The sequence below is a fragment of the Paenibacillus sp. CAU 1782 genome (assembly GCF_054551715.1).
This window is the reverse complement of record NZ_JBTOLL010000005.1, coordinates 256,961-280,922: the sequence shown is the minus strand read 5'-3', so window position 1 is coordinate 280,922 and position 23,962 is coordinate 256,961. Positions and strand designations below refer to the sequence as shown.

At 51.0% G+C, this 23,962-nt stretch carries 25 protein-coding genes and 1 tRNA gene; 20 read left to right on the top strand and 6 right to left on the bottom strand.

Annotated features, from left to right (window positions below; all coding sequences use genetic code 11):
- The first annotated feature begins 160 nt into the window (after nt 1-160).
- The 5 genes from ACX93W_RS14760 (at nt 161) to ACX93W_RS14740 (ending at nt 4,325) form a co-directional block, all read left to right on the top strand.
- Entirely contained in the window at nt 161-1,111 is a 951-nt protein-coding gene (locus ACX93W_RS14760; RefSeq protein ID WP_459393136.1) for an ROK family glucokinase, read from the top strand.
- 12 nt (nt 1,112-1,123) lie between these two features.
- A complete protein-coding gene (gene rapZ / locus ACX93W_RS14755) occupies nt 1,124-2,011 on the top strand; it encodes an RNase adapter RapZ (protein ID WP_459393135.1) in 888 nt (295 codons plus the stop codon).
- Nucleotides 2,012-2,025: 14 nt separating this feature from the next.
- Complete coding sequence (locus tag ACX93W_RS14750) at nt 2,026-3,015, top strand: gluconeogenesis factor YvcK family protein (RefSeq protein WP_459393134.1); 990 nt, start codon at nt 2,026-2,028, stop codon at nt 3,013-3,015.
- A 6-nt stretch (nt 3,016-3,021) separates the two neighbouring features.
- On the top strand, nt 3,022-3,963 hold the full coding sequence (gene whiA, locus ACX93W_RS14745) for a DNA-binding protein WhiA (protein ID WP_459393133.1): 942 nt from the start codon (nt 3,022-3,024) through the stop codon (nt 3,961-3,963).
- Between the two features lie 92 nt (nt 3,964-4,055).
- Nucleotides 4,056-4,325, top strand: coding sequence for an HPr family phosphocarrier protein (locus tag ACX93W_RS14740; protein ID WP_028609180.1), 270 nt, complete (start codon nt 4,056-4,058; stop codon nt 4,323-4,325).
- 84 nt (nt 4,326-4,409) lie between these two features.
- On the opposite strand, the gene ACX93W_RS14735 is transcribed toward ACX93W_RS14740, so the two are convergent.
- From ACX93W_RS14735 to ACX93W_RS14720, 4 genes are all read right to left on the bottom strand, one after another.
- Nucleotides 4,410-5,324, bottom strand: a complete 915-nt coding sequence (locus tag ACX93W_RS14735; RefSeq protein WP_459393132.1) for an L-lactate dehydrogenase — start codon at nt 5,322-5,324, stop codon at nt 4,410-4,412.
- A gap of 15 nt (nt 5,325-5,339) precedes the next feature.
- Nucleotides 5,340-6,122, bottom strand: a complete 783-nt coding sequence (locus ACX93W_RS14730; RefSeq protein WP_459393131.1) for a formate/nitrite transporter family protein — start codon at nt 6,120-6,122, stop codon at nt 5,340-5,342.
- Nucleotides 6,123-6,374: 252 nt separating this feature from the next.
- Nucleotides 6,375-6,956: an ATP-dependent Clp endopeptidase proteolytic subunit ClpP gene (clpP, locus tag ACX93W_RS14725; RefSeq protein ID WP_459393130.1), complete on the bottom strand. Its 582-nt coding sequence runs from the start codon at nt 6,954-6,956 to the stop codon at nt 6,375-6,377.
- A gap of 98 nt (nt 6,957-7,054) precedes the next feature.
- A complete protein-coding gene (locus ACX93W_RS14720) occupies nt 7,055-7,612 on the bottom strand; it encodes a GbsR/MarR family transcriptional regulator (RefSeq protein WP_459393129.1) in 558 nt (185 codons plus the stop codon).
- Between the two features lie 200 nt (nt 7,613-7,812).
- Between ACX93W_RS14720 and ACX93W_RS14715 the strand changes: the two genes are divergently transcribed.
- From ACX93W_RS14715 to ACX93W_RS14690, 6 genes are all read left to right on the top strand, one after another.
- Nucleotides 7,813-8,694 carry a carbohydrate ABC transporter permease gene (locus ACX93W_RS14715; RefSeq protein WP_459393128.1) on the top strand — a complete coding sequence of 294 codons (882 nt, stop codon included), beginning with the start codon at nt 7,813-7,815 and terminating at the stop codon, nt 8,692-8,694.
- 45 nt (nt 8,695-8,739) lie between these two features.
- A complete protein-coding gene (locus tag ACX93W_RS14710; protein WP_459393127.1) occupies nt 8,740-9,582 on the top strand; it encodes a carbohydrate ABC transporter permease in 843 nt (280 codons plus the stop codon).
- Between the two features lie 24 nt (nt 9,583-9,606).
- Nucleotides 9,607-10,965 (top strand): ABC transporter substrate-binding protein, encoded by a 1,359-nt coding sequence (locus tag ACX93W_RS14705; protein WP_459393126.1) that lies wholly within the window; start codon nt 9,607-9,609, stop codon nt 10,963-10,965.
- Nucleotides 10,966-11,093: 128 nt separating this feature from the next.
- Nucleotides 11,094-11,876, top strand: a complete 783-nt coding sequence (locus tag ACX93W_RS14700; RefSeq protein WP_459393125.1) for an HAD family hydrolase — start codon at nt 11,094-11,096, stop codon at nt 11,874-11,876.
- A gap of 14 nt (nt 11,877-11,890) precedes the next feature.
- Nucleotides 11,891-12,220: a DMT family transporter gene (locus ACX93W_RS14695; RefSeq protein ID WP_459393166.1), complete on the top strand. Its 330-nt coding sequence runs from the start codon at nt 11,891-11,893 to the stop codon at nt 12,218-12,220.
- Nucleotides 12,221-12,288: 68 nt separating this feature from the next.
- On the top strand, nt 12,289-13,146 hold the full coding sequence (locus ACX93W_RS14690; protein WP_459393124.1) for a metallophosphoesterase family protein: 858 nt from the start codon (nt 12,289-12,291) through the stop codon (nt 13,144-13,146).
- A gap of 500 nt (nt 13,147-13,646) precedes the next feature.
- Here the strand turns inward: ACX93W_RS14690 and ACX93W_RS14685 are convergent, their stop codons facing one another.
- Nucleotides 13,647-14,087 carry a hypothetical protein gene (locus ACX93W_RS14685; RefSeq protein ID WP_459393123.1) on the bottom strand — a complete coding sequence of 147 codons (441 nt, stop codon included), beginning with the start codon at nt 14,085-14,087 and terminating at the stop codon, nt 13,647-13,649.
- 256 nt (nt 14,088-14,343) lie between these two features.
- On the opposite strand from ACX93W_RS14685, the gene ACX93W_RS14680 reads away from it, so the two are divergent.
- On the top strand, nt 14,344-14,574 hold the full coding sequence (locus ACX93W_RS14680) for a hypothetical protein (RefSeq protein ID WP_459393122.1): 231 nt from the start codon (nt 14,344-14,346) through the stop codon (nt 14,572-14,574).
- Nucleotides 14,575-14,929: 355 nt separating this feature from the next.
- Here the strand turns inward: ACX93W_RS14680 and ACX93W_RS14675 are convergent.
- A tRNA-Arg gene (locus ACX93W_RS14675) sits at nt 14,930-15,004 on the bottom strand.
- A 231-nt stretch (nt 15,005-15,235) separates the two neighbouring features.
- Between ACX93W_RS14675 and ACX93W_RS14670 the strand changes: the two genes are divergently transcribed.
- The 8 genes from ACX93W_RS14670 (at nt 15,236) to secG (ending at nt 23,770) form a co-directional block, all read left to right on the top strand.
- Nucleotides 15,236-16,273: a sugar-binding transcriptional regulator gene (locus ACX93W_RS14670; RefSeq protein ID WP_459393121.1), complete on the top strand. Its 1,038-nt coding sequence runs from the start codon at nt 15,236-15,238 to the stop codon at nt 16,271-16,273.
- A 146-nt stretch (nt 16,274-16,419) separates the two neighbouring features.
- Nucleotides 16,420-17,430: a type I glyceraldehyde-3-phosphate dehydrogenase gene (gene gap, locus ACX93W_RS14665; protein ID WP_459393120.1), complete on the top strand. Its 1,011-nt coding sequence runs from the start codon at nt 16,420-16,422 to the stop codon at nt 17,428-17,430.
- A 117-nt stretch (nt 17,431-17,547) separates the two neighbouring features.
- A complete protein-coding gene (locus tag ACX93W_RS14660) occupies nt 17,548-18,732 on the top strand; it encodes a phosphoglycerate kinase (RefSeq protein WP_459393119.1) in 1,185 nt (394 codons plus the stop codon).
- A 20-nt stretch (nt 18,733-18,752) separates the two neighbouring features.
- Nucleotides 18,753-19,508: a triose-phosphate isomerase gene (tpiA, locus tag ACX93W_RS14655; protein WP_459393118.1), complete on the top strand. Its 756-nt coding sequence runs from the start codon at nt 18,753-18,755 to the stop codon at nt 19,506-19,508.
- A 1-nt stretch (nt 19,509) separates the two neighbouring features.
- Nucleotides 19,510-21,051, top strand: coding sequence for a 2,3-bisphosphoglycerate-independent phosphoglycerate mutase (gene gpmI, locus ACX93W_RS14650; RefSeq protein ID WP_459393117.1), 1,542 nt, complete (start codon nt 19,510-19,512; stop codon nt 21,049-21,051).
- Between the two features lie 96 nt (nt 21,052-21,147).
- Nucleotides 21,148-22,440, top strand: a complete 1,293-nt coding sequence (gene eno, locus ACX93W_RS14645) for a phosphopyruvate hydratase (RefSeq protein ID WP_459393116.1) — start codon at nt 21,148-21,150, stop codon at nt 22,438-22,440.
- Nucleotides 22,441-22,601: 161 nt separating this feature from the next.
- The gene (locus ACX93W_RS14640) at nt 22,602-23,450 is read left to right on the top strand and encodes a sugar phosphate isomerase/epimerase family protein (protein WP_459393115.1); all 849 of its coding nucleotides are present in this window, start codon (nt 22,602-22,604) and stop codon (nt 23,448-23,450) included.
- A gap of 83 nt (nt 23,451-23,533) precedes the next feature.
- On the top strand, nt 23,534-23,770 hold the full coding sequence (secG, locus tag ACX93W_RS14635) for a preprotein translocase subunit SecG (RefSeq protein WP_068678944.1): 237 nt from the start codon (nt 23,534-23,536) through the stop codon (nt 23,768-23,770).
- The last annotated feature ends 192 nt before the right edge of the window (nt 23,771-23,962 follow it).

Genomic DNA, 23,962 nt, shown 5'->3' with positions numbered 1-23,962 from the left:
CAGCACTAGACATGGGGCTGCACCCGAAAAGGCATCTAGCCACGGGCTGCAGCCCTTGCTTTTGGGGCTATTGGGAGGCCCGCTGTTCGCTTGACCGGAGCAGTTACAACCCTTATAGTGGGAACAGAGAACGTTAACTTTGTAAATGAGGTGGCAGGGAATGTCTGAGAAGATTTATGTTGGAGTCGATGTCGGCGGCACTACAATTAAGGTAGGCATCTGCGATTCTGAAGGTAAGCTGCTGGGCACGTATGAAGGCGATACGGAAGTGAGCAAAGGCACGGATGCGATCCTTCATAATATTGCAAAGTACGCGCGGGCGATCGTAGAGGAATCCCCTTATGAATGGGAGCAAGTGGACGGCGTAGGCATCGGCATTGCGGGCTTTCTCGACATTCCGGCCGGCTATGTGAAATATTCCGCTAACCTGAAGATCGAAAATACGGATTTGAAGGGTTTCCTGGAGCAAGAACTGGGCAAAACGATCAAAGTCAACAATGACGCCAATGTGGCGGCGCTGGGCGAGGCATGGGCCGGAGCGGGCCGCGGCGTGTCCGACTGCGTATGCTATACCCTTGGTACGGGCGTAGGCGGAGGCATTATTATCGGAGGAAAAATCGTGGAAGGTTTCGCCGGCATGGCGGGAGAACTTGGCCATATCGCGATTGTGCCTGATCTGGAAGCGATTCAATGCGGCTGCGGCAAGATGGGCTGCCTGGAGACGGTGTCCTCCGCCACAGGTATTATCCGCATGGCCAAGGATGCAGTTGCCCGGGGCGACCGCACTTCGTTGTCCCAGGTCGAGAACATTATGGCCAAGGATGTTGTTGACGCCGCCAAGGCCGGGGACGAGGTTGCAAGCCGCATTGTGTCCCGCGCCGCTTATTATTTGGGCAAATCGATGGCCATGATGGCGATCGTGCTGAATCCTCAATATTTTATTGTCGGCGGCGGTGTTTCCAAAGCGGGAGATTTCCTGTTTGACCAAATTCGCGAAGTATTCGAGAAATATACGCAAGACCAGGCGAAGGAAGGCGTTCGTATTGTCCCGGCAGTATTGGGCAATGATGCGGGCGTTGTAGGAGCGGCAGGACTTATTCTAAGAGGATAGCGGGTGCTTTCTATGGATACGTCAGCTACGCTGGCCAAACTGGTGATTATAACCGGTATGTCGGGTGCGGGAAAAACGATTGCTGTACAAAGTCTGGAGGATCTCGGCTTTTTCTGCGTCGACAACCTGCCTCCGGTGCTTATCCCGAAATTTGCGGAGCTGATTGAGCAGTCCAACGGCAAAATCGGGAAAGTCGCGCTCGTTATTGATTTGCGCGGCCGGGAGTTTTTTACGGCATTATCGGAATCATTGGCATATATTAAGGATCATCATACGATCAGCTGCGAAATTTTGTTCCTGGACGCCACGGATGATGTGCTTGTTCAGCGCTACAAGGAAAGCAGGAGACGTCATCCGCTGGCGCAGCAGGGCCTTCCGCTGGAAGGCATCAATGCCGAACGCCGCATGCTGGAAGACTTGAAGGGCTCCGCGTCGCAAGTTATTGATACGAGCAAGCTGAAGCCGCTTCAGTTGAAGGAACGCATCATTTCCCATTTTACCAATCAGGAGCAAAGCAGCCTTTCCATTAATGTCACTTCCTTTGGTTTTAAATACGGCATTCCGATTGACGCGGATTTGATTTACGACGTGCGCTTTTTGCCGAACCCCCATTATGTGGAGCAATTGCGCCCCAATACGGGACAACATCCCGATGTATACGACTATGTGATGAAGTGGCCGGAGACTCAGCAGTTTTTGACTAAACTTCTGGATATGCTGCAATTTCTCATTCCGTTGTATCGCAAGGAAGGGAAGAGCCAGGTTGTGGTCGGCATCGGTTGTACGGGCGGCAAACATCGTTCCGTCGCCATAGCGGAATATTTGGGCCGGATGCTCGGCAGCAGCGATACGGAGCGTGTGCGCGTCAGCCATCGCGATTCCGAACGCGATAAGCATTGACGCGAGGTGAGAGGATGCAGAGTATTCAAAAAATAGTCCGCCGTCCCAAAATCGTCGTCATTGGCGGCGGTACGGGACTTTCCGTCATGCTGCGGGGGCTTAAAGAAAAGCCCCTGGATATAACGGCAATCGTAACGGTGGCCGATGACGGAGGCAGCTCCGGCGTGTTGCGCAACGAGCTGCAGATTCCGCCGCCGGGCGATATCCGAAATGTGCTGATGGCGCTGGCGGACGCGGAGCCGCTGCTCACAGAAGTGTTGAAATACCGCTTTAATAGCGGCACAGGTCTTGCCGGGCACAGCTTGGGCAATCTGATGCTGGCAGCCATGACGGATATTAGCGGCGGCGATTTTGTTACCGGAGTCAGGCGGCTCAGCGAAGTGCTTGCTGTGAGAGGCATGGTTCTCCCCGCCGCGAATCGCGCAATTGTATTGAATGCCGAGATGGTTGACGGCACCATCATTACGGGGGAATCCATGATTCCCAAAGCAGGCAGGCGCATCAAACGCGTATTTTTGGAGCCGGCTGATGTAGAGCCGCTGCCGGAAGCGGTAGAAGCCATCGAAAGCGCGGATGCGATCTTGATCGGACCAGGCAGCTTATATACCAGCATCATGCCAAACCTGATCGTTCCGAAATTGGCGCAGGCAATTGTTAAATCGGAAGCGGTTAAGCTTTTTGTATGCAATGTCATGACGCAGCCCGGCGAAACGGACAATTATTCCGTTGGCGACCATCTGGCTGCCATTCATGATCATATCGGCCATCATTTATTCGATTATGTCATTGTTAACGACGGCGAAATACCGCCGCAAGTGGAAAGCAAATACGCAGAAATGGGTTCCAAGGCTGTTCATTTGGATATTGATGAAGTGACGCGGCGAGGTTATAAGGTCATTGCCGACCGTCTGGTATTGTTCAGGACGTTCCTGCGTCATGACGCGGAGCGGCTCAGTCATCATATTTATAAGCTGGTGGAAAACTGGATGTTACGAAAGAGGTGAAGCAGAATGTCTTTTGCGGCGCAGACAAAAAAGGAACTGACCTTAATTGAAGCGGACGGTTGCTGTGAACGCGCGGAGCTGTCGGCGCTTATACGGATGAACGGTTCGGTCAGCTTATCCAGCCGCAAGGTCGTTCTCGACATCTCCACAGAAAATGCCGCTATCGCAAGAAGAATATATTCGCTTGTGAAGAAGCATTTTAATGTTCATGTAGAGCTTCTTGTGCGCAAAAAAATGCGGCTCAAAAAAAATAATGTCTACATCGTCAGAATGCCTTCCATGGTGCAAGAGGTGCTTGCGGAGCTCCGCATCGTCTCGGAAGGATTTCTTTTCAGCGCCGGCATCGACAAGGAGATGATTCGCAAGCCTTGCTGCAAGCGGTCGTACTTAAGGGGTGCCTTCCTGGCGGGAGGATCCGTCAACAATCCCGAAGGCTCTTCGTATCATTTGGAAATCGCTTCCATGTATCAGGAGCATTGCGAAGCGTTGGTGGAACTGGCGAACAAGTTTGATCTAAACGCCAGATGTATTGAACGCAAAAAAGGTTTTGTCTTCTATATTAAGGAAGGCGAAAAAATTATCGAGCTGCTGAATATTATCGGCGCTCACCAAGCGTTGTTCAAGTTCGAGGATGTCAGAATTATGCGCGATATGCGCAACTCGGTCAACCGGATCGTTAATTGCGAGACGGCCAACTTAAACAAAACCATCGGCGCAGCTGTGCGCCAGATTGACAACATCAAACTTCTGCAGAAAGAAATCGGGTTGGAAAATCTGCCGGATAAGCTGCGTGAGGTAGCGGAAATCAGGCTGCTGCATCCCGATTCCAACTTGACGGAGGTTGGGGAAATGCTTGGCGGAAAGGTCAGCAAATCCGGGGTCAACCACCGGCTGAGAAAAATTGACGAACTGGCGGAAAAAATCAGAGGCGGAGTAACTTTAACCTAGTGCAACCGCTTGTATAATGATATAATAAGATGAAATGGCTTTTTATACATCACATGCTAATGTTTTAGTAAAATATAGGGGGTATGATTTACATGACAAGGCTACCGGTTGTCGTTCGTCTGAAGACGGGGCTTCATGCGAGACCAGCAGCGCTATTCGTACAAGAAGCGAACAAATTTTCCTCCGAGGTATTTGTGGAAAAGGACGATAAGAAGGTTAATGCCAAGTCCATTATGGGCATTATGAGCCTTGCGATCAGTTCCGGTACTGAAGTCTCGATTAGTGCAGAAGGTTCGGATGCCGAGCAGGCGGTTAATGCTTTGGTGGCATTGGTAAGCAAGGAAGAGCTTGAGAACCAATAGTGCCCAAAACTATACATGTACTGAAAAAAGAGCCCTCAAACGCAGTCATGCTGCGGTTGAAGGCTCTTTTTTCGTGTGGCTTTATTACAGTTGAAGAGTAGAGATCAGGCCTTTGATTTTGTCGGCGGATTTGTGGAACAGCACTCTTTCTTCTTCGGAAATAGTGATGTCCATGATTTTTCTCACGCCGCCGCGGTCGATAACGCAAGGCACTCCGAGATATACATCGGATACGCCGTGGTAGTCGTTTAGCAAAGTAGAGACATTTAGCACAGCGCCTTCGTCGCTCAGAATCGCTGTACAAATCCGGTCCAGCGCCAAAGCGATAGCGTAGTAGGTAGCGCCTTTTGCTTCGATGATTTGGTAAGCTGCGTCGCGTGTATTTGCAAATACTTCCTCGCGCTCAGCGTCTGTCAGTTGAAGCTCGGAGCCTGCTACGTTGGCCAAGCTCCACAGAGGAAGCTCGGAATCGCCGTGTTCGCCAACAATGTGGGCATGAACGCTGCGAGGATCGATGTTCAGCTTTTGTCCGATCAGGTAGCGGAAACGGCCGCTGTCCAGCAAAGTGCCGGAGCCGATTACGCGTTCTACCGGCAAACCGGCTTTGCGGTAAGCCATATAGCTCATGATGTCTACCGGGTTGGAGGCGATCAGGAGGATGGCGTCTTTATTGTAAGGAAGCACTTGCTCAATAATGCTGTCAAAAATGGCGACGTTGCGCTTCAGCAGATCGGTGCGGGATTCGCCCGGCTTTTGTGCGGCTCCAGCCGTGATGATGATGATATCTGCGCCTGCGCAATCGGCATAGGTGCCTGCCCATACATCGGCTTGTCCCAGGAAAGCCATGCCGTGGTTCATATCCAGCGCATCGCCGGCAGCTTTATTATGGTTGGCGTCGATCAGCACCAACTCGTCCATGCGATTGCGAAGCAGCAGCGTATAAGCAGTAGTCGAGCCAACGGCTCCGGTTCCAATAACGACAATTTTCGATTTTTTCATGTAAGGTCACGCCCCTTATTTGTCAGATTCAAAAAACGGTTTATTGACGTAATGATACATAACCCCCATTAGCAGGCCGCCGCCAATGAGATTGCCCGCTGTTACCGGAATGATGTTGCGAAAACCCCCGACATAGGAGAAATTGGCAGGATCCAGAACAAAAGCGATAGCAAAGGTACACAAATTGGCAATGCTGTGTTCGTAGCCCGAAATAAAGAAGCAGAAAACAAACAGCATCATGGAAAACATTTTGGCCCCGTCGCCTTTCATGGACATCGGAACAAAAAAAGCGAGGCAGACCAGCCAGTTACATAGAATGGCCCGGAAAAACAACTCCGATACCGGCGCATTCATTTTTTTGTGCACGACCTCCAGCAAAAAGCCGTTGACGTCGGGACTGGAAAACAAGCCGGTTGTCCAGATCAGCAGCGCAAACGCCGCCGCCCCCATAATATTGCCCAGGTAGCTGAGGCACCATAGCCGGATTGTGTCCTTCCATCGCATCGACTTGCGCAGCGTCGCGTAGGTGTAATAAAACGTGTTGCCGGTGAAGAGATCGCCGCCGCCGTAGCTGATGAGGATGATTGCCGCGCCGAAGGTAATCGCCGCCATCGGGTAGGTCAGAGGAGAATGCTCCAGATAGAAAAAGCTGCCCGTTTTGAAAGCGACAATAACGCCAAACCCGATAAACATGCTGGCAAGCATGGAGCGGGACAAATAACGCCAGATGCTGTTCTGGTAGACGCGGAGCTTCTTCAAAGCAAGCTGCTCGACCTTGTTTAATGCTTCTACTTCCATGATTTCACCCCTGGTTGCGATTGTGAGTTCCGACACTTCTGATTATAGGTTGGAACATCTTGCTAATGCAATAAAATCACGGATAAATCTCTCTTTTTTCTATAAGTGTCAATGAAACATGTCACATTTCGCCAAAAAGCAAAAAAAATCCCCCGCCGCCAGCTGGCGACGAGGGATTTTTTTGAAATGCGGGTTTTCGCAAGTCACAATGCGGGCTTGCGGAAACCGCAACGCAAGTGTGAAACCGTGTGATTAGACTCTTTCGATAACTTTATCGACAAGGCCGTATTCTTTGGCTTCCGCCGCGCTCATGAAGTAGTCGCGGTCGGTATCCTTCTCGATGCGTTCCAGCGGTTGTCCGGAACGATCGGCAAGGATATGATTCAGCTTGTCGCGCATCTTCAGGATGCGGCGAGCGCGAATTTCGATATCGCTGGCTTGGCCTTCGGCCCCGCCCAATGGCTGATGGATCATCACTTCGCTGTTAGGAAGCGCGTAGCGTTTGCCTTTTGCGCCTGCCGTCAGCAGGAATGCGCCCATGGAAGCCGCCATGCCGACACAGATGGTGGAAACATCCGGTTTGATGTATTGCATCGTATCGTAAATAGCCATGCCGGCTGTAATGGAACCGCCGGGGCTGTTGATGTAAAGCGAGATATCCTTCTCCGGGTCCTCAGCTGCCAAAAACAGCATCTGCGCAATAATGGAGTTGGCTACCACATCATTAACGCCCGAGCCCAGAAAAATAATGCGGTCCTTCAAGAGGCGGGAGTAAATATCGTAGGAACGCTCTCCGCGATTGCTTTGTTCAATAACCATAGGCACAAAATTCATGCTTAACCAAGCCTCCTCTTCATCATAAACGTAGTGGATTTGTTGATGTGTAAACCTATCATAACGGATTGTTCAGAAAAAGTCAAAGAAGGTCAAAGTCAACCGTGAGGCCGGTTGTCAAAGAAAGTCCCTTCCTTCAAATTTTCAACGAATTGCTGAAGCCATTCGTAATAGGCAAGAGCATGCTTCAGCTTGTGAAGGTCCTCCAGGCATAGCTGGCGCTCTTCGTCCGAGGTGGCTTTCTCCAATATAATGGAGGAAAGCACCGGAATGGCGGCATCAATGGCGCAGCGCATCACATCGATTTCCCGCTGCAGCTTGATAGTGAAGAAGGATTGGAACGATTTGAAAAAGTCCGTTTCCGCCATGTAGAGATCTCTGCGTTCATGCTTTTCCTTCAGCTTCTCCACCATTTTGGATTCGGTCAGAGCTCTGACCGCATAGCTCATATTGCTTTTGCTCATGCTCATGCTTTGCTGCATTTCCTCCAGCGTCATCGGCCTGTCTTCAAAAAACATAATGCCATACAGCTGACCGAACGTATAGTTAACGCCGTATAAATCCATCGTTTCCGCAATGGCGTCAATGACTTTGGCCCTTAGCTCCTCGCGCAAGCTGAGGGGTTTTTTGATTTGGTCAAACGTCGCTTTTTTCATGATTTCCTCCGTTTAAATCCAGACTGGAACGCGTGGCCGGATTTACATAATATTAAAAGCTATTTAACACGGAATTAACCATAGTGATTCCGAATGAGTGTACAATTTTTTTTTGAACAAAGAAGAAAATTTTGATGGTTTTGCAGCTATTATAACATGATTCAAATTATTTTTGAACGAAACGGGAGTGGATTGAAAGCATGGTGTCACGTAAGATTGCCGGGGAATTCAAGGCGCTGCTGTTTACTCTTCCCGCGATGATTCCGCTTGCGCTCTTCTGGCTGATCCCGCTGGGCTGGGTCGCCTATCTGAGTCTGGTGGAATGGGACTTTATGAGTCCTGACATGCCGTTTGTTGGCTTGGACAACTTTAAGCTTCTTCTGAGCGATCCTTCTTTTCATCAGGCGCTCACCGTAACGGTGCTGTTCTGCTTGGGCAGTGTTGTGCCCAACCTCATTATCGGACTGCTGCTGGCGGTATTGCTCAATGAAAAAATGAAAGGCGGCGCAATTTACCGCCTCATGATGTTTGCTCCTTGGGTAACGCCGACGGTTGCGGTGTCCATTGTGTGGTCATGGATTTATGAACCTGAGGTAGGCCTTGCTAACACCGTCTTAAGGGGCATAGGGCTGGAAGGCATAAGATGGCTTCAGGATCCCAAATGGGCGCTGGTTGGCGTTTTGCTGGTGACGATATGGAAGTCGGTGGGATGGTGCATGGTGTTTTTCCTGGTGGCGCTTCGCAATGTGCCCAAGGAATTGCAGGAAGCGGCCAACCTGGATGGAGCAACCGGCTGGCAGGCATTCAAAAGCGTAACGCTTCCGCTTATATCGCCTACGACCTTTTTCCTGGCCGTCGTTCAGCTGATTACAGCGATGCAGGCGTACGACCAAATCAACATTTTGACGCAGGGCGGACCTGCGGGATCAACAAGAACGCTGCTGTATCTGTATTACCAGTCGGCCTTTACTTCCTTCCGAATCGGAGAAGCCTCGGCCGTGGCGGTCATACTTATCGCAAGCTGCGCCGCTATGTCGGTATGCTCGTTTATCGTTGCCCGCCGTACCGTTCACTACAATTAAAGAGGTTGTGAACTTACAATTTTAAAGAAGGGGAGAGGACAAGCCTTGCTGGTTTCCAAAAGGATAAATGCTGCGGTCCGTCATTTACTGCTGGCCGTCAGCGCTGTTATCATGGCGTTTCCGTTTTATTGGCTGGTGACAAGCGCGCTGAAAACCAATGATGAAATCTGGCAAATTCCGCCCGTGATCTGGCCTGCCGATCCGTTGTGGCAAAATTTCGCGGATGCGTGGGCCGCGGCGCCGTTTGCCCGGTACATTTTTAACAGCGTTGTAGTGGCGGGTTGTATCGTTCTGCTGCAAATTTTCAACTCAGGCATGATGGCTTATGCCCTTACTCATATGAAGTTTAGGCTGAAGGGCGCATTAACGGCTCTTATTCTAATCAGCTACATGGTGCCGAGCACGGCGGTTTATTTGCCGGGGTACCTCGTGCTTAGCAAGCTTCAGATGCTGGATTCCTATCAGGGATTGATTTTATCCAACTGCGTCAGCGTATTTTCGATCTTTCTCATCAGACAAGCTTTTCTGCAGGTTTCGCATGAGCTGGTGGAGGCCGGACAGATGGATGGGGCGTCGCATTTCCGCATCCTGTGGACCATACTTACTCCTATTGTCCGTTCATCCTTTGCCGTTCTTGCTTTGATCACCTTTATTGATCATTACAACAATTACTTCTGGCCGATGCTGATTACGAAAAATCCGGATTTGCAGCTTGTGTCCGCCGGCCTGAGGAGCTTTTTTGTGGAAGGGGGTGCATACGGATTGAAGTGGCCGCTCATTATGGCAGCCAGCGCGTTTACCATTGCGCCGCTTCTCCTTCTATTCCTTTTTACGCAAAAAACGATTATGAACAGCTTTAATATGTCGGCGGGAGCAACGAAAGGCTAAAAAAGAATTCGTGGAGGGATACACATGAAGAAGATGAACAAATTGGCGGCGGGCGTTATGCTTAGCTCATTGATGGTTGTTACGGCATGCGGAGCGGGAACGAGCGGAACCGGAGATACTGCGGGAAGCGGGAATACGGGAAGCCAATCCCCGGTGGCATCTCCTTCCGCAACGGCGAAAGCGGAGCCTGTTACCATTGAATTCTGGTATGGCCTGGGCGGCAAGCTCGGCGAAAATATGGGGCTTTTGATCAATAAATTCAATGAATCTCAGCAAGAGGTTATCGTAAAACCTGTCGTTCAGGCGGATTATGACGAGACGGAACAGAAGCTTCAGGCTGCAATTGCTTCCGGCAATGTTCCAGCGGCGGTTTTGTCCTCTAATGTGGAGTGGGCAAGACGTGACTATTACGCTTCGATCGATGAGCTGATTGCAGGCAGCGCGGATTTTAACAAGGATGACGTTATTCCAACATTCCTGGAGCAGGGGCAAGTAGACGGCAAGCAATATTTCCTGCCGATGTACGGCACGACTCAACTGATGTATTATCGCAAGGACGCCATGGAGAAAAACGGCATCAATCCCGAGACGCTGACCACTTGGGAGGCACTGGCGGAGGCTGCTGCCAAAATGACGGTGAAAGACGGCGACAAAACGACGTTTTACGGCTGGGAGCCAATGTGGGGCGCGGATAATATGATGGATGCCGTATTCAGCAAAGGCGGCAGCGTCATTAGCGAAGACGGAAAAACAGTGCTGATCGATTCTCCGGAGTGGGTGGAAACCTGGGATTTGTTCCGCAAATGGATTCACGAGGACAAAATCATGCGTATCCATTCCGGCGGTCAAGGCTGGGAATATTGGTACAAAACCATTGATGACGTTATGAAGGGCAACGCAGCGGGTTACACAGGTTCGAGCGGCGACCAAGGCGATTTGGACTTCAGCATTGTAAGCGCAATGGAGCAGCCGGGCTGGGAAGGCGTAGGCGAAGGCAAACCGGTAGCAAGAGCGATTATGGCGGGTATTCCGGCCAAAGCGACTCCGGAGCAGCAGCAAGCGGCTTTCAAATGGTTTAGCTTCTTCATGAGCCCTGAAAATACGGCGTTCTGGTCCATGAATACTGGTTACATCGCGGTTCGCCAGTCCGCCCAGGACGATCCTGCTTTTGTCGAGTTTAGCAAAGCGAATCCGCAAAGCACTGTTCCGCTCAAGCAGGCGGCTCATGCTTCCGGTCCGTTCCTTGACCCGACAGGCGGCAAAATAACTGACGCCTTGAGAATTGCGGCAGACAAAGTGCAAATTGGCAATACTCCGGCGGCTGAAGCGTTGAAGGAAGCCAAGGAAACGGCTCAGCGCGAGCTCGACAGGCTGAATAAATAATGTAGGCAGAATCGTTGCGGTACATGGATTGAACAAATAGGAATTGGCGGCTGGACTTTCGCCGAACTCTTTTGTTAAGTTTATACGGAACGTGGTAAACATGGGATAAGCCAGAAGGGAAGAACGATATGCCGCAACTTGTTGTAAAAGGCCGCCGTTACCCGGTTGATGCCATTTTGTTCGATAAGGACGGGACATTGCTGCAATTTATGGGCACTTGGGGGGTATGGAGCCGCCATCTGGTGGCTTCCTACACTGCACGTCTGGAGGAAAAGTTGGGAAAAGAGGTTTCGCTGGACGGTTCCCGAATATTGGGCATCATCGCTGGTGAAAACGGGGGGCCCGCGGATTACGATCGAAACGGGCCGCTTGCGATGGGAACGATCGATCAACTGATGGCCGTGCTGGCATGGCATGGTTACCAGGCCGGGGCAACCTGGGCGCAGGCGATGGAAGCGGCTTACGGCGGCAAGCAAGATGCGGACAAAATGCTGGAGGCGGAGCGCTCGGCGCTGCCGCTTCCAGGCGCTCTTTCCTTTGTTGAATTATGCCGCTCCCATGGGCTGAAGCTGGCCGTCGTTACGGCGGACGATACCGCCGCGGCGGAGAAACATTTGGAGTGGCTTGGAATCAGAGATTGTTTTGATGCCTGCATCGGCGCCGATCGGGCGGAGAGGAGCAAGCCTTTTCCCGACATGGCGCTTCTGGCCTGCGATATATTGGGTGTACACCCTACCCGAGCAGCCGTTATCGGAGATACAGGGGGCGATATGGCAATGGCCCAAAGCGCAGGTGTTGCCTTGGCCATCGGTATTCAAGATGGTTTTGCGGCGCCTCCGGCACCGCTTGAATTGGCGGATGTTTGCGTAACGGGATATAAGGAACTGGACATTGAGGAGGACGAGGCATGAAAGGGGAAATGACAATCGGCTGGCTGCTGCTTGGCGCGGCAATCGTGCTGGAGGTGATGGGCACGGTTTCGATGAAGTTTTCCGCGGGTTTTACTAAGCTAGTGCCATCCATCCTCATGTTTCTGTTTTATGGAGCCAGCTTTACCTGCCTCAACTTTACGCTTTCTTACCTGCAGGTTAGCACCGTGTACGCCGTATGGTCCGGCGTGGGCATTGTTCTTATTGCATTTCTCGGCGCTTTGCTGTTCCAGGAAAAGCTGTCGCTGTCATCCATGCTTTGGATCGGAGTCATTGTGACCGGAGTGGTGGGACTTAATATTAGCGGCGGAGGTCACAGCTCTTAAGGATGGAGGCTGAAGACGAAGCCGGAGCCGAGTTTGCAGCCGTAAGTCAACATGGAAGAGGGGACATAATGAAGCCAATTAACAGCAACGAATACGCGGAGAAGCCGATCCTGTCATTTCAGGTGATTACCGATACCCATGTTCGCGCGGAAAGCGATCATGCCTATAACCGCCATTTCGAGCTTGCGCTTCTGGATATTGCGGCTAACGGCGGGGGTTCCTGCGGCATCATGCACGTAGGCGATTTGACGGATCACGGGTTTCCATCCGAATATGCGGAAATGTCCGCGACTTGGAGGAAGTTTGAGGACCAATTGCCGCCTTTGTACGCGACGATGGGAAATCACGATGTCGGGCTTGGCATTTGGGAAGATCGGATTCAGCGTTTTCTGAGACATTCCGGCATGTCCGGGCCTTATCACGATCATTGGATCGAAGGTTACCATTTTATTTTTCTTGGCACGGAAAAAAATCTGGAGCTGTACTGCTCGTTGTCCGGGAAGCAGCTTCAATGGCTGGATCAAACGCTGAACGAGCAAAAATCGCCGGATCGTCCCGTGTTTGTATTTTTGCACCAGCCATTGATCAATACAGTGGCCGGCTCCCTTGAGCGTCAGGAGTGGCATGGAGTGGTAGAGGACGAGGAGCTGCGGACGGTGTTGGCGAAACATCCCAATGCCATCCTGTTTACGGGCCACACCCACTGGGAGCTGGAATCGGAACATACTCATTTTGAAGGCGGCAACAGCTTGCCGGATATGTTCAACGCGGCTTCCGCAGCTTATTTGTGGAGCGATGAAGGAGAGGCCATTGCAGGCAGTCAGGGATTCTATGTCGAGGTGTATTCCAACCGCGTTTGCGTAAGAGGACGCGACTTTCTTCGCGGCGAATGGGTGGAGAAGGCGCAGTTTGAAGTGAAGTATTGATTGTTCACGGTTTAGGGGCATTCCGGCGGCTGTGGAAATGCTTTATTCTATGTTGTGCAGTTGCTTTATGAGGAAAAACAAGCGTGCCTGGCGATTTGCCGGACACGCTTGTTTGCTATTGATTCGTTGTCATTCTGGCTCGGACTGGCAACCCGCCGGTCATTCATGACCGGCAGAGCCTCTGAAGGCCAGATTGGCTATTCTGCAACGGTGCTCCATGGCTGCTGGAGCTTTTGAGGTAAATTGCGATTCTGTAACGGTCATCCATGACCGCTATAACCTCAAAAAGCCAGTTTTCGATTCTGTAGCGGTCATCCGTGTCCATTAGCACTCAAAAATGGCGCAAATTGGGGTGTAAATGGGCTTTAACGGTCGCCAATGTCCTTTAGAAATGGAATTTCTGTAAAAAGCAACGTCTAATGGTCGCAGATGACCATTAGAGTAGAGACAACTCTGCGTCTTCAAAAACATGGTTTGTTATTTGCAATCGAACAGGGCTTTTATTCCAGAACGAAAAAAGATTCGGAATGATTCAAGATATGCTCGCCAACCAGCTTCAAACTGTTTGGCGCCAACTCTAGGAACCAGAGATGCTTGGAGCTCATAACCGCCAGCCATTCATCATGTTTTGCCAGATCCTCGCGTGTCGTCTGGAAGTCCACTAAGCTTGTAGGCTGCCCCCAGCTAAGCAAAACAGCCTCCATCTCTTCAAGCAACCGTAACTGCTCATTGTCCTCAAAATAGTTAAGCGCCGCTTTAGTGGCGGACCATAATTTTGGCTGTGCCATGAAATAGGCGTTCCACCAAAAGTATTCTTCGAGCGGATCAATAGCGTGGTAATAATAAACAAAAAATGAGAACAGAGCTTGTTGATCGGCTGTCAACTCATGATAAAACATCTCCTTAACCGCAGCGCTATCCTCGAGCTTTGTAACGGACATTGTTTGTTTATACGCCCCAATCATGGGCCTGAAGCAAAACGCTCCGACTTTGTCCAGCGGCATTGACGCTAATTCGTCCTTCGAAAGTTTCTGTTTATAAATAACAAATCACTCTCCCACAGGGAGTTTAGCATGTAAAGGGGATAAATGGAAAGAGGAAGGGCACGGGATGCAAGAAAGAGTGTAGGAGTATAAGGGTGGGCCGTACACGACAAGAGGAAGAGTGTGCAGTACAGGAGGAAGAGTAAGCAGACGAGTGGGGAGGTACAGGACAGTAGGAAGAGTAAGCAGGCAAGGCAAGTGGGGACGTACAGGACAGGAGGAAGAGTGCGCAGGCAAGTGGGGACGTACAGGACAGGAGGAAGAGTGCGCAGGCAAGTGGGGACGTATAAAACAGGAGGAAGAGTGCGCAGGCAAGTGGGGACTTACAGGACAGGAGGAAGAGTGCGCAGGCAAGTGGGGACGTACAGGACAGGAGGAAGAGTAAGCAGACGAGTGGGGAGGTACAGGACAGGAGGAAGAGTAAGCAGGCAAGTGAGGAGGTACAGGACAGGAGGGAGAGTATACAAGGAATTGGGGACGTGCAGGACTCGAGAAAGAGTATTCAAGCAAGAAGGGGACGTGCAGGACGAGTGAATGAGTAGTAGGCAAGGGTGACTAAATGGATACGAGAAAGAGTAAGCAGGCATGAGGGGATGTACAGGATCGTACAGGGCGCAAGGATGAGTGTGCAGGACCTTCAAGAGAGGTGCAGGATACAAAAAAAGCATGAACGCAGGCGCTGGACCTGATTCATGCTAGTCAAGTTCATGTATAAATTAGATACCTAGTTAAAGTTAAAATGGCGCGCCCGCTAGGAATCGAACCTAGATCTCAGGCTCCGGAGGCCTACGTCATATCCATTGGACCACGGGCGCACGCTGAAAATGCTTCAAAAAACAGTAGCAAAAATGATTATATAATAAATCAGTATGTAAAGCAAGATAGCCGGCAAAATTAATTTTGTGAAAATGATGGCGGTAATCGCTTACATGTCCTTTTTTATACTTGCAGGGGCCCCGTATTTTGGTTAGAATAGAGGTGGGACTAAAATTGAGTATGCGGGACAATAAATGTCCAGGCGCTTTACCGATGGAGTGAAGGATAAGATGCGTCAGCTCATTGAACTGCAGCAGCAGCTTGTGCCGGAACTTCTGGAAGTGATGAGGAAGCGATATCTGATTTTAAGTCAGATTATGTTGTCCGATATCATTGGTCGTCGCACGTTGGCGAATGCCTTGCAGATGACGGAGCGTATGCTCCGCGCGGAAACGGAATTCCTGAAAGAGCAAGGCCTGCTGGAGATTCATCCCGCCGGCATGGTAATCAGCGAAGCTGGCAAGATGGCGCTGGAAGCGCTGGAGCCGATGTACAAATCCCTGTTTGGCCTCTCCGAGCTTGGCGAGAAGATCAAACGGCATTACGGGTTGAAGCAGGTCTCGGTTGTGCCGGGTGATTCGGAAGCCTCAATCGTAAGCAAGCGGGAGCTTGGAAAAGCGGCCTGCCATGTGCTTAGGGGCGAGCTTCGGGCTAACGATGTTGTCGCGATTACGGGCGGCACCACGATGGCTCAGGTAGCCAATCAGTTGACAACCGGAACCGCAATGAAGGATGTATGGTTTGTCCCTGCTCGAGGCGGCCTTGGCGAAAGCCTTGATTATCAGGCCAACACGCTGGCGTCGACTATGGCGAAGCGGATCGGCGGGCAATACCGGATGCTTCATGTGCCGGATCATCTGGGGGAAGAGGCATTTGCTTCCTTGATGCAAGAGCCCAATATCCGGGAAATCGTGGACGTGATCCGAAGCGCGAGAATCGTTGTGCACGGAATCGGCGACGCGATGGTAATGGCAAGGCGAAGAAAGCTGGAGCAAGGCGCGGTGCGGGAGATGACTGCGGAGGGCGCTTTGGCTGAGGCATTCGGGTTTTATTTTGACCGCAGCGGTTCAGTCGTTCACAAAATGCAGACGGTAGGGTTACGGCTCGAGGATATTGCGAACACTGAAGTAGTGATTGCCGTCGCGGGCGGTAAAACAAAGGGCGAAGCCATCGCCGCGATCATGCGTTTTGGCCAAGACGATGTCCTTGTCACAGACGAAGCCGCAGCTTTGGAAATTGTAGAATTGATACAGCAAGAAACGAAATGAAATAAGCACCATGGCAGCGGCGCTGCTGCTGAGCATGGCGAAGCACTTAAGGCATCATGACGCGAAGCGAAAGCGCCTTATGGCGTTGCCAGCGGAACGTCTTGAAATATATTTGCATTTTAAAAATGCTTAGGAGGCAATTACTCATGACAGTTAAAGTTGGTATTAACGGATTTGGACGTATTGGACGCTTGGCATTCCGTCGCATTCAGAACGTAGAAGGCATTGAAGTTGTTGCAATCAACGATTTGACCGACGCTAAAATGTTGGCGCACCTGCTGAAATATGACACAACACAAGGCCGCTTCGACGGCGAAGTTGAAGTTCATGACGGCTTCTTCAAAGTAAACGGCAAAGAAGTTAAGGTTATTGCTAACCGCAACCCTGAAGAGCTTCCTTGGGGCGACCTGGGCGTAGACATCGTTCTGGAGTGCACAGGTTTCTTCACAACTAAAGAAGCAGCTGAAAAGCACCTTAAAGGCGGCGCTAAAAAAGTTGTTATCTCCGCTCCAGCTACTGGCGACATGAAAACCATCGTTTACAACGTAAACCATGACATCCTTGATGGCACTGAAACAGTAATCTCCGGCGCATCTTGCACAACAAACTGTTTGGCTCCTATGGCTAAAACTCTGCAAGACCAATTCGGAATCGTTCAAGGCCTTATGACTACAATTCACGCTTACACTGGCGACCAAAACACTTTGGATGCTCCGCATCCTAAAGGCGACTTCCGTCGTGCTCGCGCAGCAGCTGAAAACATCATCCCTAACACAACTGGCGCTGCTAAAGCAATCGGCCTGGTTATCCCTGAACTGCAAGGCAAACTTGACGGCGCAGCTCAACGCGTTCCTACGCCTACAGGTTCCCTGACAGAACTGGTAACCGTTCTGGGCAAAAAAGTTACAGCTGAAGAAGTAAACGCAGCTATGAAAGCAGCTTCCGATGCACAAACTTTTGGCTACACAGAAGACGAAATCGTATCCTCCGACATCGTGGGCATCACTTTTGGTTCCCTGTTCGATGCAACTCAAACTAAAGTTCTGACTGTAGGCGACCAACAACTGGTTAAAACAGTAGCTTGGTACGACAACGAAATGTCCTACACAGCTCAATTGGTTCGTACATTGGAGCACTTCGCAAAACTGGCTAAGTAATATCAGCCAACACTTAAGTAACGCCATAGAGCGGAAACAGTCGTTATTGTTTCCGCTCTTTATATATGGGCATGGTATATAAGTTGAACCAAAATTCAGGGTATGGGGGAACATACGATGAACAAAAAAAGTATTCGTGATGTAGCGGAACTGGCTGGCAAAAGAGTGTTTGTGCGCGTCGACTTCAACGTTCCAACCGAAAACGGCAAAATTACCGACGACAAACGGATTCGCGAAACGCTGCCAACAATCAACTACCTGATTGAAAAAGGCGCTAAAGTCATTTTGGCAAGCCATCTGGGACGTCCTGACGGCAAAGTGGTTGAAGAGCTTCGCCACACGGCTTCTGCTGCTCGTTTGTCCGAACTGCTGGGTAAACCGGTTGTTAAAGCGAACGAAGCGATCGGCGAAACGGTTAAAGGCCAAATCGCGGCTCTTGGCAACGGCGATGTGCTCTTGCTGGAAAACGTTCGTTTCTACCCGGGCGAAGAGAAAAACGATCCTGAGTTGGCTAAAGCATTCGCAGAGCTGGCTGACCTGTTCGTAAACGACGCATTCGGCGCGGCTCACCGTGCTCATGCTTCCACTGAAGGCATCGCTCATATCCTCCCTGCTGTATCCGGCCTGCTTATGGAGAGAGAGCTGGATGTATTGGGCAAAGCCCTGAACAACCCTGAGCGTCCATTCACGGCTATCGTTGGCGGCTCCAAAGTAAAAGACAAAATCGCGGTTATCGACAAAATGCTGGAGATCGCTGACAACATTTTGATCGGCGGCGGATTGTCCTACACGTTCTTCAAGGCCCAAGGCCATGAAATCGGAAACTCCCTGGTTGACAACAGCAAGCTTGACCTGGCTCTTGAGTTCATCGAAAAAGCCAAAAAGTTAGGCAAAAACTTCCTGATTCCGGTTGACGTTGTAGCTTCCGACGATTTCAGCGCTTCGGCCAACACGCAAATCGTAGGCGCCGACGGCATCCCTGCTGGCTGGGAAGGCATCGACATCGGTCCAAAAACTCGCGAGCTGTATGCTGACGTGATTAAAAACTCCAAACTGGTTGTTTGGAACGGACCTATGGGCGTATTCGAAATCGAGCCGTTCGCTCACGGTACTATTGCAGTGGCACAAGCTTGTGCCGACACAACAGGCTACACCGTAATCGGCGGCGGCGACTCCGCTGCGGCAGCTGAGAAATTCGGCCTGGCTGACAAAATGGACTTTATCTCCACAGGCGGCGGCGCTTCCCTGGAGTTTATGGAAGGCAAAGCACTTCCAGGCGTTGTAGCGCTTAACGATAAATAAATTTTGAAGGAGGCAACCCCATGAGCAGAACACCTATTATTGCAGGCAACTGGAAAATGTTCAAAACCGTTTCCGAAGCGACTTCTTTTTTTGCAGAAGTAAAAGGCAAAGCGGAAGTAGCTGGCGTGGAAAGCGTCATCTGTGCTCCGTTCACGGCGCTTCCGGCGCTCGTTGAAGCTGCTAAAGGCACAACGATTGCAATCGGCGCGCAAAACCTTCATTTTGAAGACAATGGCGCTTACACAGGCGAAATCAGCGGCGTTATGCTGAAGGACCTGGGTGTGAAATATGTCATTATCGGCCATTCCGAGCGTCGCGAATATTTCTTGGAGAGCGACGAAATCGTCAACAAGAAAACTCATGCGGCATTCAAGCATGGCTTGACTCCAATTGTTTGCGTAGGCGAAAAGCTGGAAGAGCGCGAAAGCGGAGCTACGAAAGAAGTTTGCAAAGTGCAAACGGAGGGAGCTTTCAAAGGCCTGTCCGCTGAACAAGCAGCTGAAGTTGTTGTTGCTTACGAGCCAATCTGGGCAATCGGCACTGGCAAATCCTCCAACGCGGCTGACGCGCAGGACGTTATCGGCTACATCCGCAGCGTAATCGCGGGTCTGTACGACGAAGCGGTTGCGGCTAAAGTTCGCATCCAATACGGCGGCAGCGTGAAGCCAAACACTGTAGCGGAATACCTCGGCGAAGCTGATATCGACGGCGCGCTTGTAGGCGGAGCAAGCCTTGAGCCAGCTTCCTACATCGCTCTGATCGAGGGGGCTAAGTAAGATGGCCTCCCGCAAACCTGCAGCGCTGATCATCCTGGACGGATTCGGACTTCGCAACGACGTGACAGGCAATGCCGTCGCTCAAGCGAAAAAGCCGAATTATGACCGCTACTGGAATCAATATCCGCATACGACGCTGACAGCCAGCGGCGAAGCGGTAGGCCTGCCGGAAGGCCAGATGGGCAACTCCGAAGTTGGCCATCTGAACATCGGCGCGGGCCGCATCGTTTATCAGGATTTGACTCGCATTTCCAAGTCGATCCGCGATGGCGAGTTTTTCGAGAACGAAACGCTGCTTGGAGCAGTGCGCCATGCCAAGTCGACCGGCAAAAACCTGCATCTGTACGGTTTGCTGTCGGACGGCGGCGTACACAGCCACATCGAGCATTTGTTTGCTCTGCTGGAGCTGGCGAAACGCGAAGGCCTGGACAACGTATATATCCATGCTTTCCTGGATGGCCGCGATGTAGCGCCGGACAGCGCAAAAGGGTATGTCGAGCGTCTGCAAGCGAAGATCGAAGAAATTGGCGTAGGCCAAATCGCAACGGTGCAAGGCCGTTATTACGCGATGGACCGCGACAAACGCTGGGAGCGGGTAGAGAAATCGTACCGCGCCATGGTGTACGGCGAAGGTCCTCAGTATAGCGATCCGCTTAAGGCCGTAGTTGAATCGTACGAAAAATCGGTTTATGATGAGTTCGTCATGCCGACTGTCATTACGGGCGAAGACGGCAAGCCGGTAGGACTTGTAAAGTCCGAGGATTCCGTTATTTTCTTCAACTTCCGTCCTGACCGCGCTATTCAGCTGTCTCAAGTGTTCACGAACGAGGATTTCCGCGGCTTCGAAAGAGGCGAAGGACGTCCGGTTGGACTGTATTTTGTCTGTCTGACCTTGTTCAGCGAAACAGTAGGAGGCTTTGTTGCCTACTCGCCGAAAAACCTGGACAATACGCTTGGCGAGGTGCTTGCGCAAAATGGCAAAACCCAGCTGCGCACAGCCGAGACGGAGAAGTATCCGCACGTTACTTTCTTCTTCAGCGGGGGACGCGACAAGGAATTGCCTGGAGAAACTCGCGTATTGATCAATTCTCCTAAGGTTGCGACGTATGACCTGAAGCCTGAGATGAGTGCTTACGAGCTGGCGGAGTCGACTGTTCGCGAAATCGAAGCGGACAAACACGACGTCATCATCTTGAATTTCGCCAATCCTGATATGGTGGGACACTCCGGCATGCTGGAGCCAACAATCAAGGCGGTTGAAGCGACGGATGAATGTCTGGGCAAAGTTGTAGAAGCCGTTCTGGCTAAAGACGGCGTCTGCATCATTACAGCGGACCACGGCAATGCCGACATGGTATTTGACGAGAATGGCCGTCCTCATACGGCGCATACGACAAATCCCGTGCCGCTTATCGTGACACGCGAAGGCTTGAGCTTGCGCGAAGGCGGCATTTTGGCGGATATTTCGCCAACGCTGCTGGATCTCATCGGCCTTGCGAAGCCTAAGGAAATGACTGGCTCGACATTGGTAGACAAGAAATAGTAGACTATAAGAGGTTATTTAAAAAGCCCGCTAAACCGGACTTTTTGAACCTTAACCAACCCAAACTTTTTCACACCAAAAGGAGTGTATTCATTTATGTCAGTAATCGTTGACGTATACGCACGCGAAGTGTTGGATTCCCGCGGTAATCCTACAGTTGAAGTTGAAGTTTCCCTGGAATCCGGCGGCAAAGGCCGCGCAATCGTGCCATCCGGCGCCTCTACCGGCGCTCACGAGGCTGTTGAGCTTCGTGACGGCGACAAATCCCGTTACCTGGGCAAAGGCGTAACCAAAGCAGTCGACAATGTGAACTCGGTTATCGCACCGGAAATCATCGGATTGGACGCGCTGGATCAAGTGGCAATCGACCGCAAAATGATCGCGCTGGACGGCACGCCAAACAAAGGCAAGCTGGGCGCCAACGCGATTCTGGCTGTATCGATGGCTGTAGCGCGCGCTGCTGCTGACGCTCTGGATGTGCCTTTGTATACGTACCTGGGCGGCTTCAACGCTAAGACGCTTCCGGTACCAATGATGAACATCATCAACGGCGGCGAGCATGCAGACAACAACATCGACGTTCAAGAATTCATGGTTCTGCCTGTTGGCGCTCCTGATTTCAAGGAAGCTCTTCGCATCGGCGCTGAAATCTTCCACAACCTGAAATCCGTACTGCACGACAAAGGCCTGAGCACTGCTGTAGGCGACGAAGGCGGCTTCGCTCCTAACCTGGGTTCCAATGAAGAAGCGATCGTTACAATCATCTCCGCAATCGAAAAAGCCGGCTACAAGCCAGGCGTTGACGTATTCCTGGGTATGGACGTTGCTTCCACTGAGTTCTTCAAAGACGGCAAATACGTGCTGTCCGGCGAAGGCAAATCCTTCACGCCAGCTGAATTCGTTGACCTGCTTGCTTCGTGGGTTGAGAAGTACCCAATCATCACAATCGAAGACGGCTGCTCCGAAGACGATTGGGAAGGTTGGAAACTGCTTACCGAGAAACTGGGCGACAAAGTTCAACTGGTTGGCGACGACCTGTTCGTAACGAACACTGAGCGTCTGTCCGACGGTATCGAAAAAGGCGTGGGTAACTCCATCCTGGTTAAAGTTAACCAAATCGGCACGCTGACTGAAACATTCGACGCGATCGAAATGGCGAAACGCGCTGGTTATACAGCGGTTATCTCCCACCGTTCCGGCGAAAGCGAAGACAGCACAATCGCTGACATCGCAGTTGCTACAAACGCTGGCCAAATCAAAACAGGCGCTCCTTCCCGTACGGACCGCGTAGCGAAGTACAACCAATTGCTTCGCATCGAAGACCAACTGGGCTCCACAGCTCAATACGGCGGCAAAACAGCGTTCTACAACCTGAAAAGCTTCAAATAAGCAAATTTTTGCTTAAAGCATAAATAAGCAAGCCGCTTTCGGACACTGGCCGTTCCAGTTGTTCGGAAGCGGCTTTTTTTATTTGGCCGGCCACAACATGAAGGGGCTCGCTTCTGCGCATAATGAGGTAAAAAAGCGGGGCGATAAAGATGCAAGAACAGATGACTGAGCTATCTGACAGGGCTGAGTTGCCGATGCCGGTTAATGGGCAAGTAGAGCAACAGTCACACCATATGCCCAAAAAGCCATCAGCAGGGCTGCAGATGTATTCGCTTAGAGATGAGAGTGAAAGGGACATGTTGGGCACGCTGGATAAGGTGGCGGAGATCGGCTATAAAACAGTTGAAGCCGCGGGTTATTTTAATGCAACACCGGATGGTCTTAGGGAAAGGGCGGATTCGCTCGACATAAGTATTCCTTCAACATTAGTCGCTTTAAATTTCAAGGAGCTGGGCAAGCTGCAAAGCGATTTTGCCGAGCAGGTAAAGATGGCCCGAGAGTTAGGCGTGAGCTATATCGTTGTGCCCTGGATTCCGATGCAGGAAAGTCCGTCCATGGAGGATATCACTTTTTTGAGCGGCGTGTTGAAGCGGTGCGGTGAGCAGGCCCAAAAGGCGGGAATTCAGCTCAGTTTGCATAATCATGAATATGAATGGAAGCTTGTTGACGGCAAACCGGCATATGATCGTCTTATGGAAGCCGTTAACGAAGAATCGAAGCTGCTTGATTCGGCTCTCGACGTAGGGTATTTAAAGCTGGCTGGCGGCAGCCTGCTTGATTTTTTGGAACGGTACCGGGGAAAAGTGCCGATTGCGCATATCCGCGATTTCAAAAACGGCAGAATGGATACGGAATTGGGAGAGGGCGTTTTGCATTGCGAACAATATGTTAAGGAGCTTGAACGCGCTGGCGTGGATTATCTGTTTGTGGAGCAGGAGAATTTTGAGGGTTCATCTCTGCAAAGCGCCAAAACGAATTTTCAATTTCTGCAAAGAATGGGGTTAGTCTAAGCGGTGGCGCTATTGAATAATGATGGCAGCTATGGTACAATCAAACTACGTGTTTTTACGGACTGCTGTTGGAGGTGGATAGAATGGATGTCGCATTGAAGATTGTACTTGTTATATTTGCGATTGGTCTGATTGCCGTTGTATTGCTGCAGAAGGGTAAAAGCGCCGGGTTGTCCGGAGCGATTACAGGCGGCGCTGAGCATTTGTTCGGAAAGCAAAAAGCGCGTGGTCTGGACTTGTTCCTGCAACGTTTGACTGTTGCGTTGGCTTCCGGTTTCTTTATTCTGGCTCTAGTTGTATCTTATTTTGTTAATAAATAAGAAGCGGACGAGCAGAATCAAGGTTCGTTACTAACGGGCCTATAACGAAATATGAATGTGTCAGGACAGGCGGGGATTGCATCCTCGTCTTTTTTTTGCATGCATTTGCCGGATAATGGGCAAAAGCGGGCGCGAATTGCGCGAGCTTAGGAATATTGTGGAGAGAAAGCGCAGGAAATACGGATGTTGGGC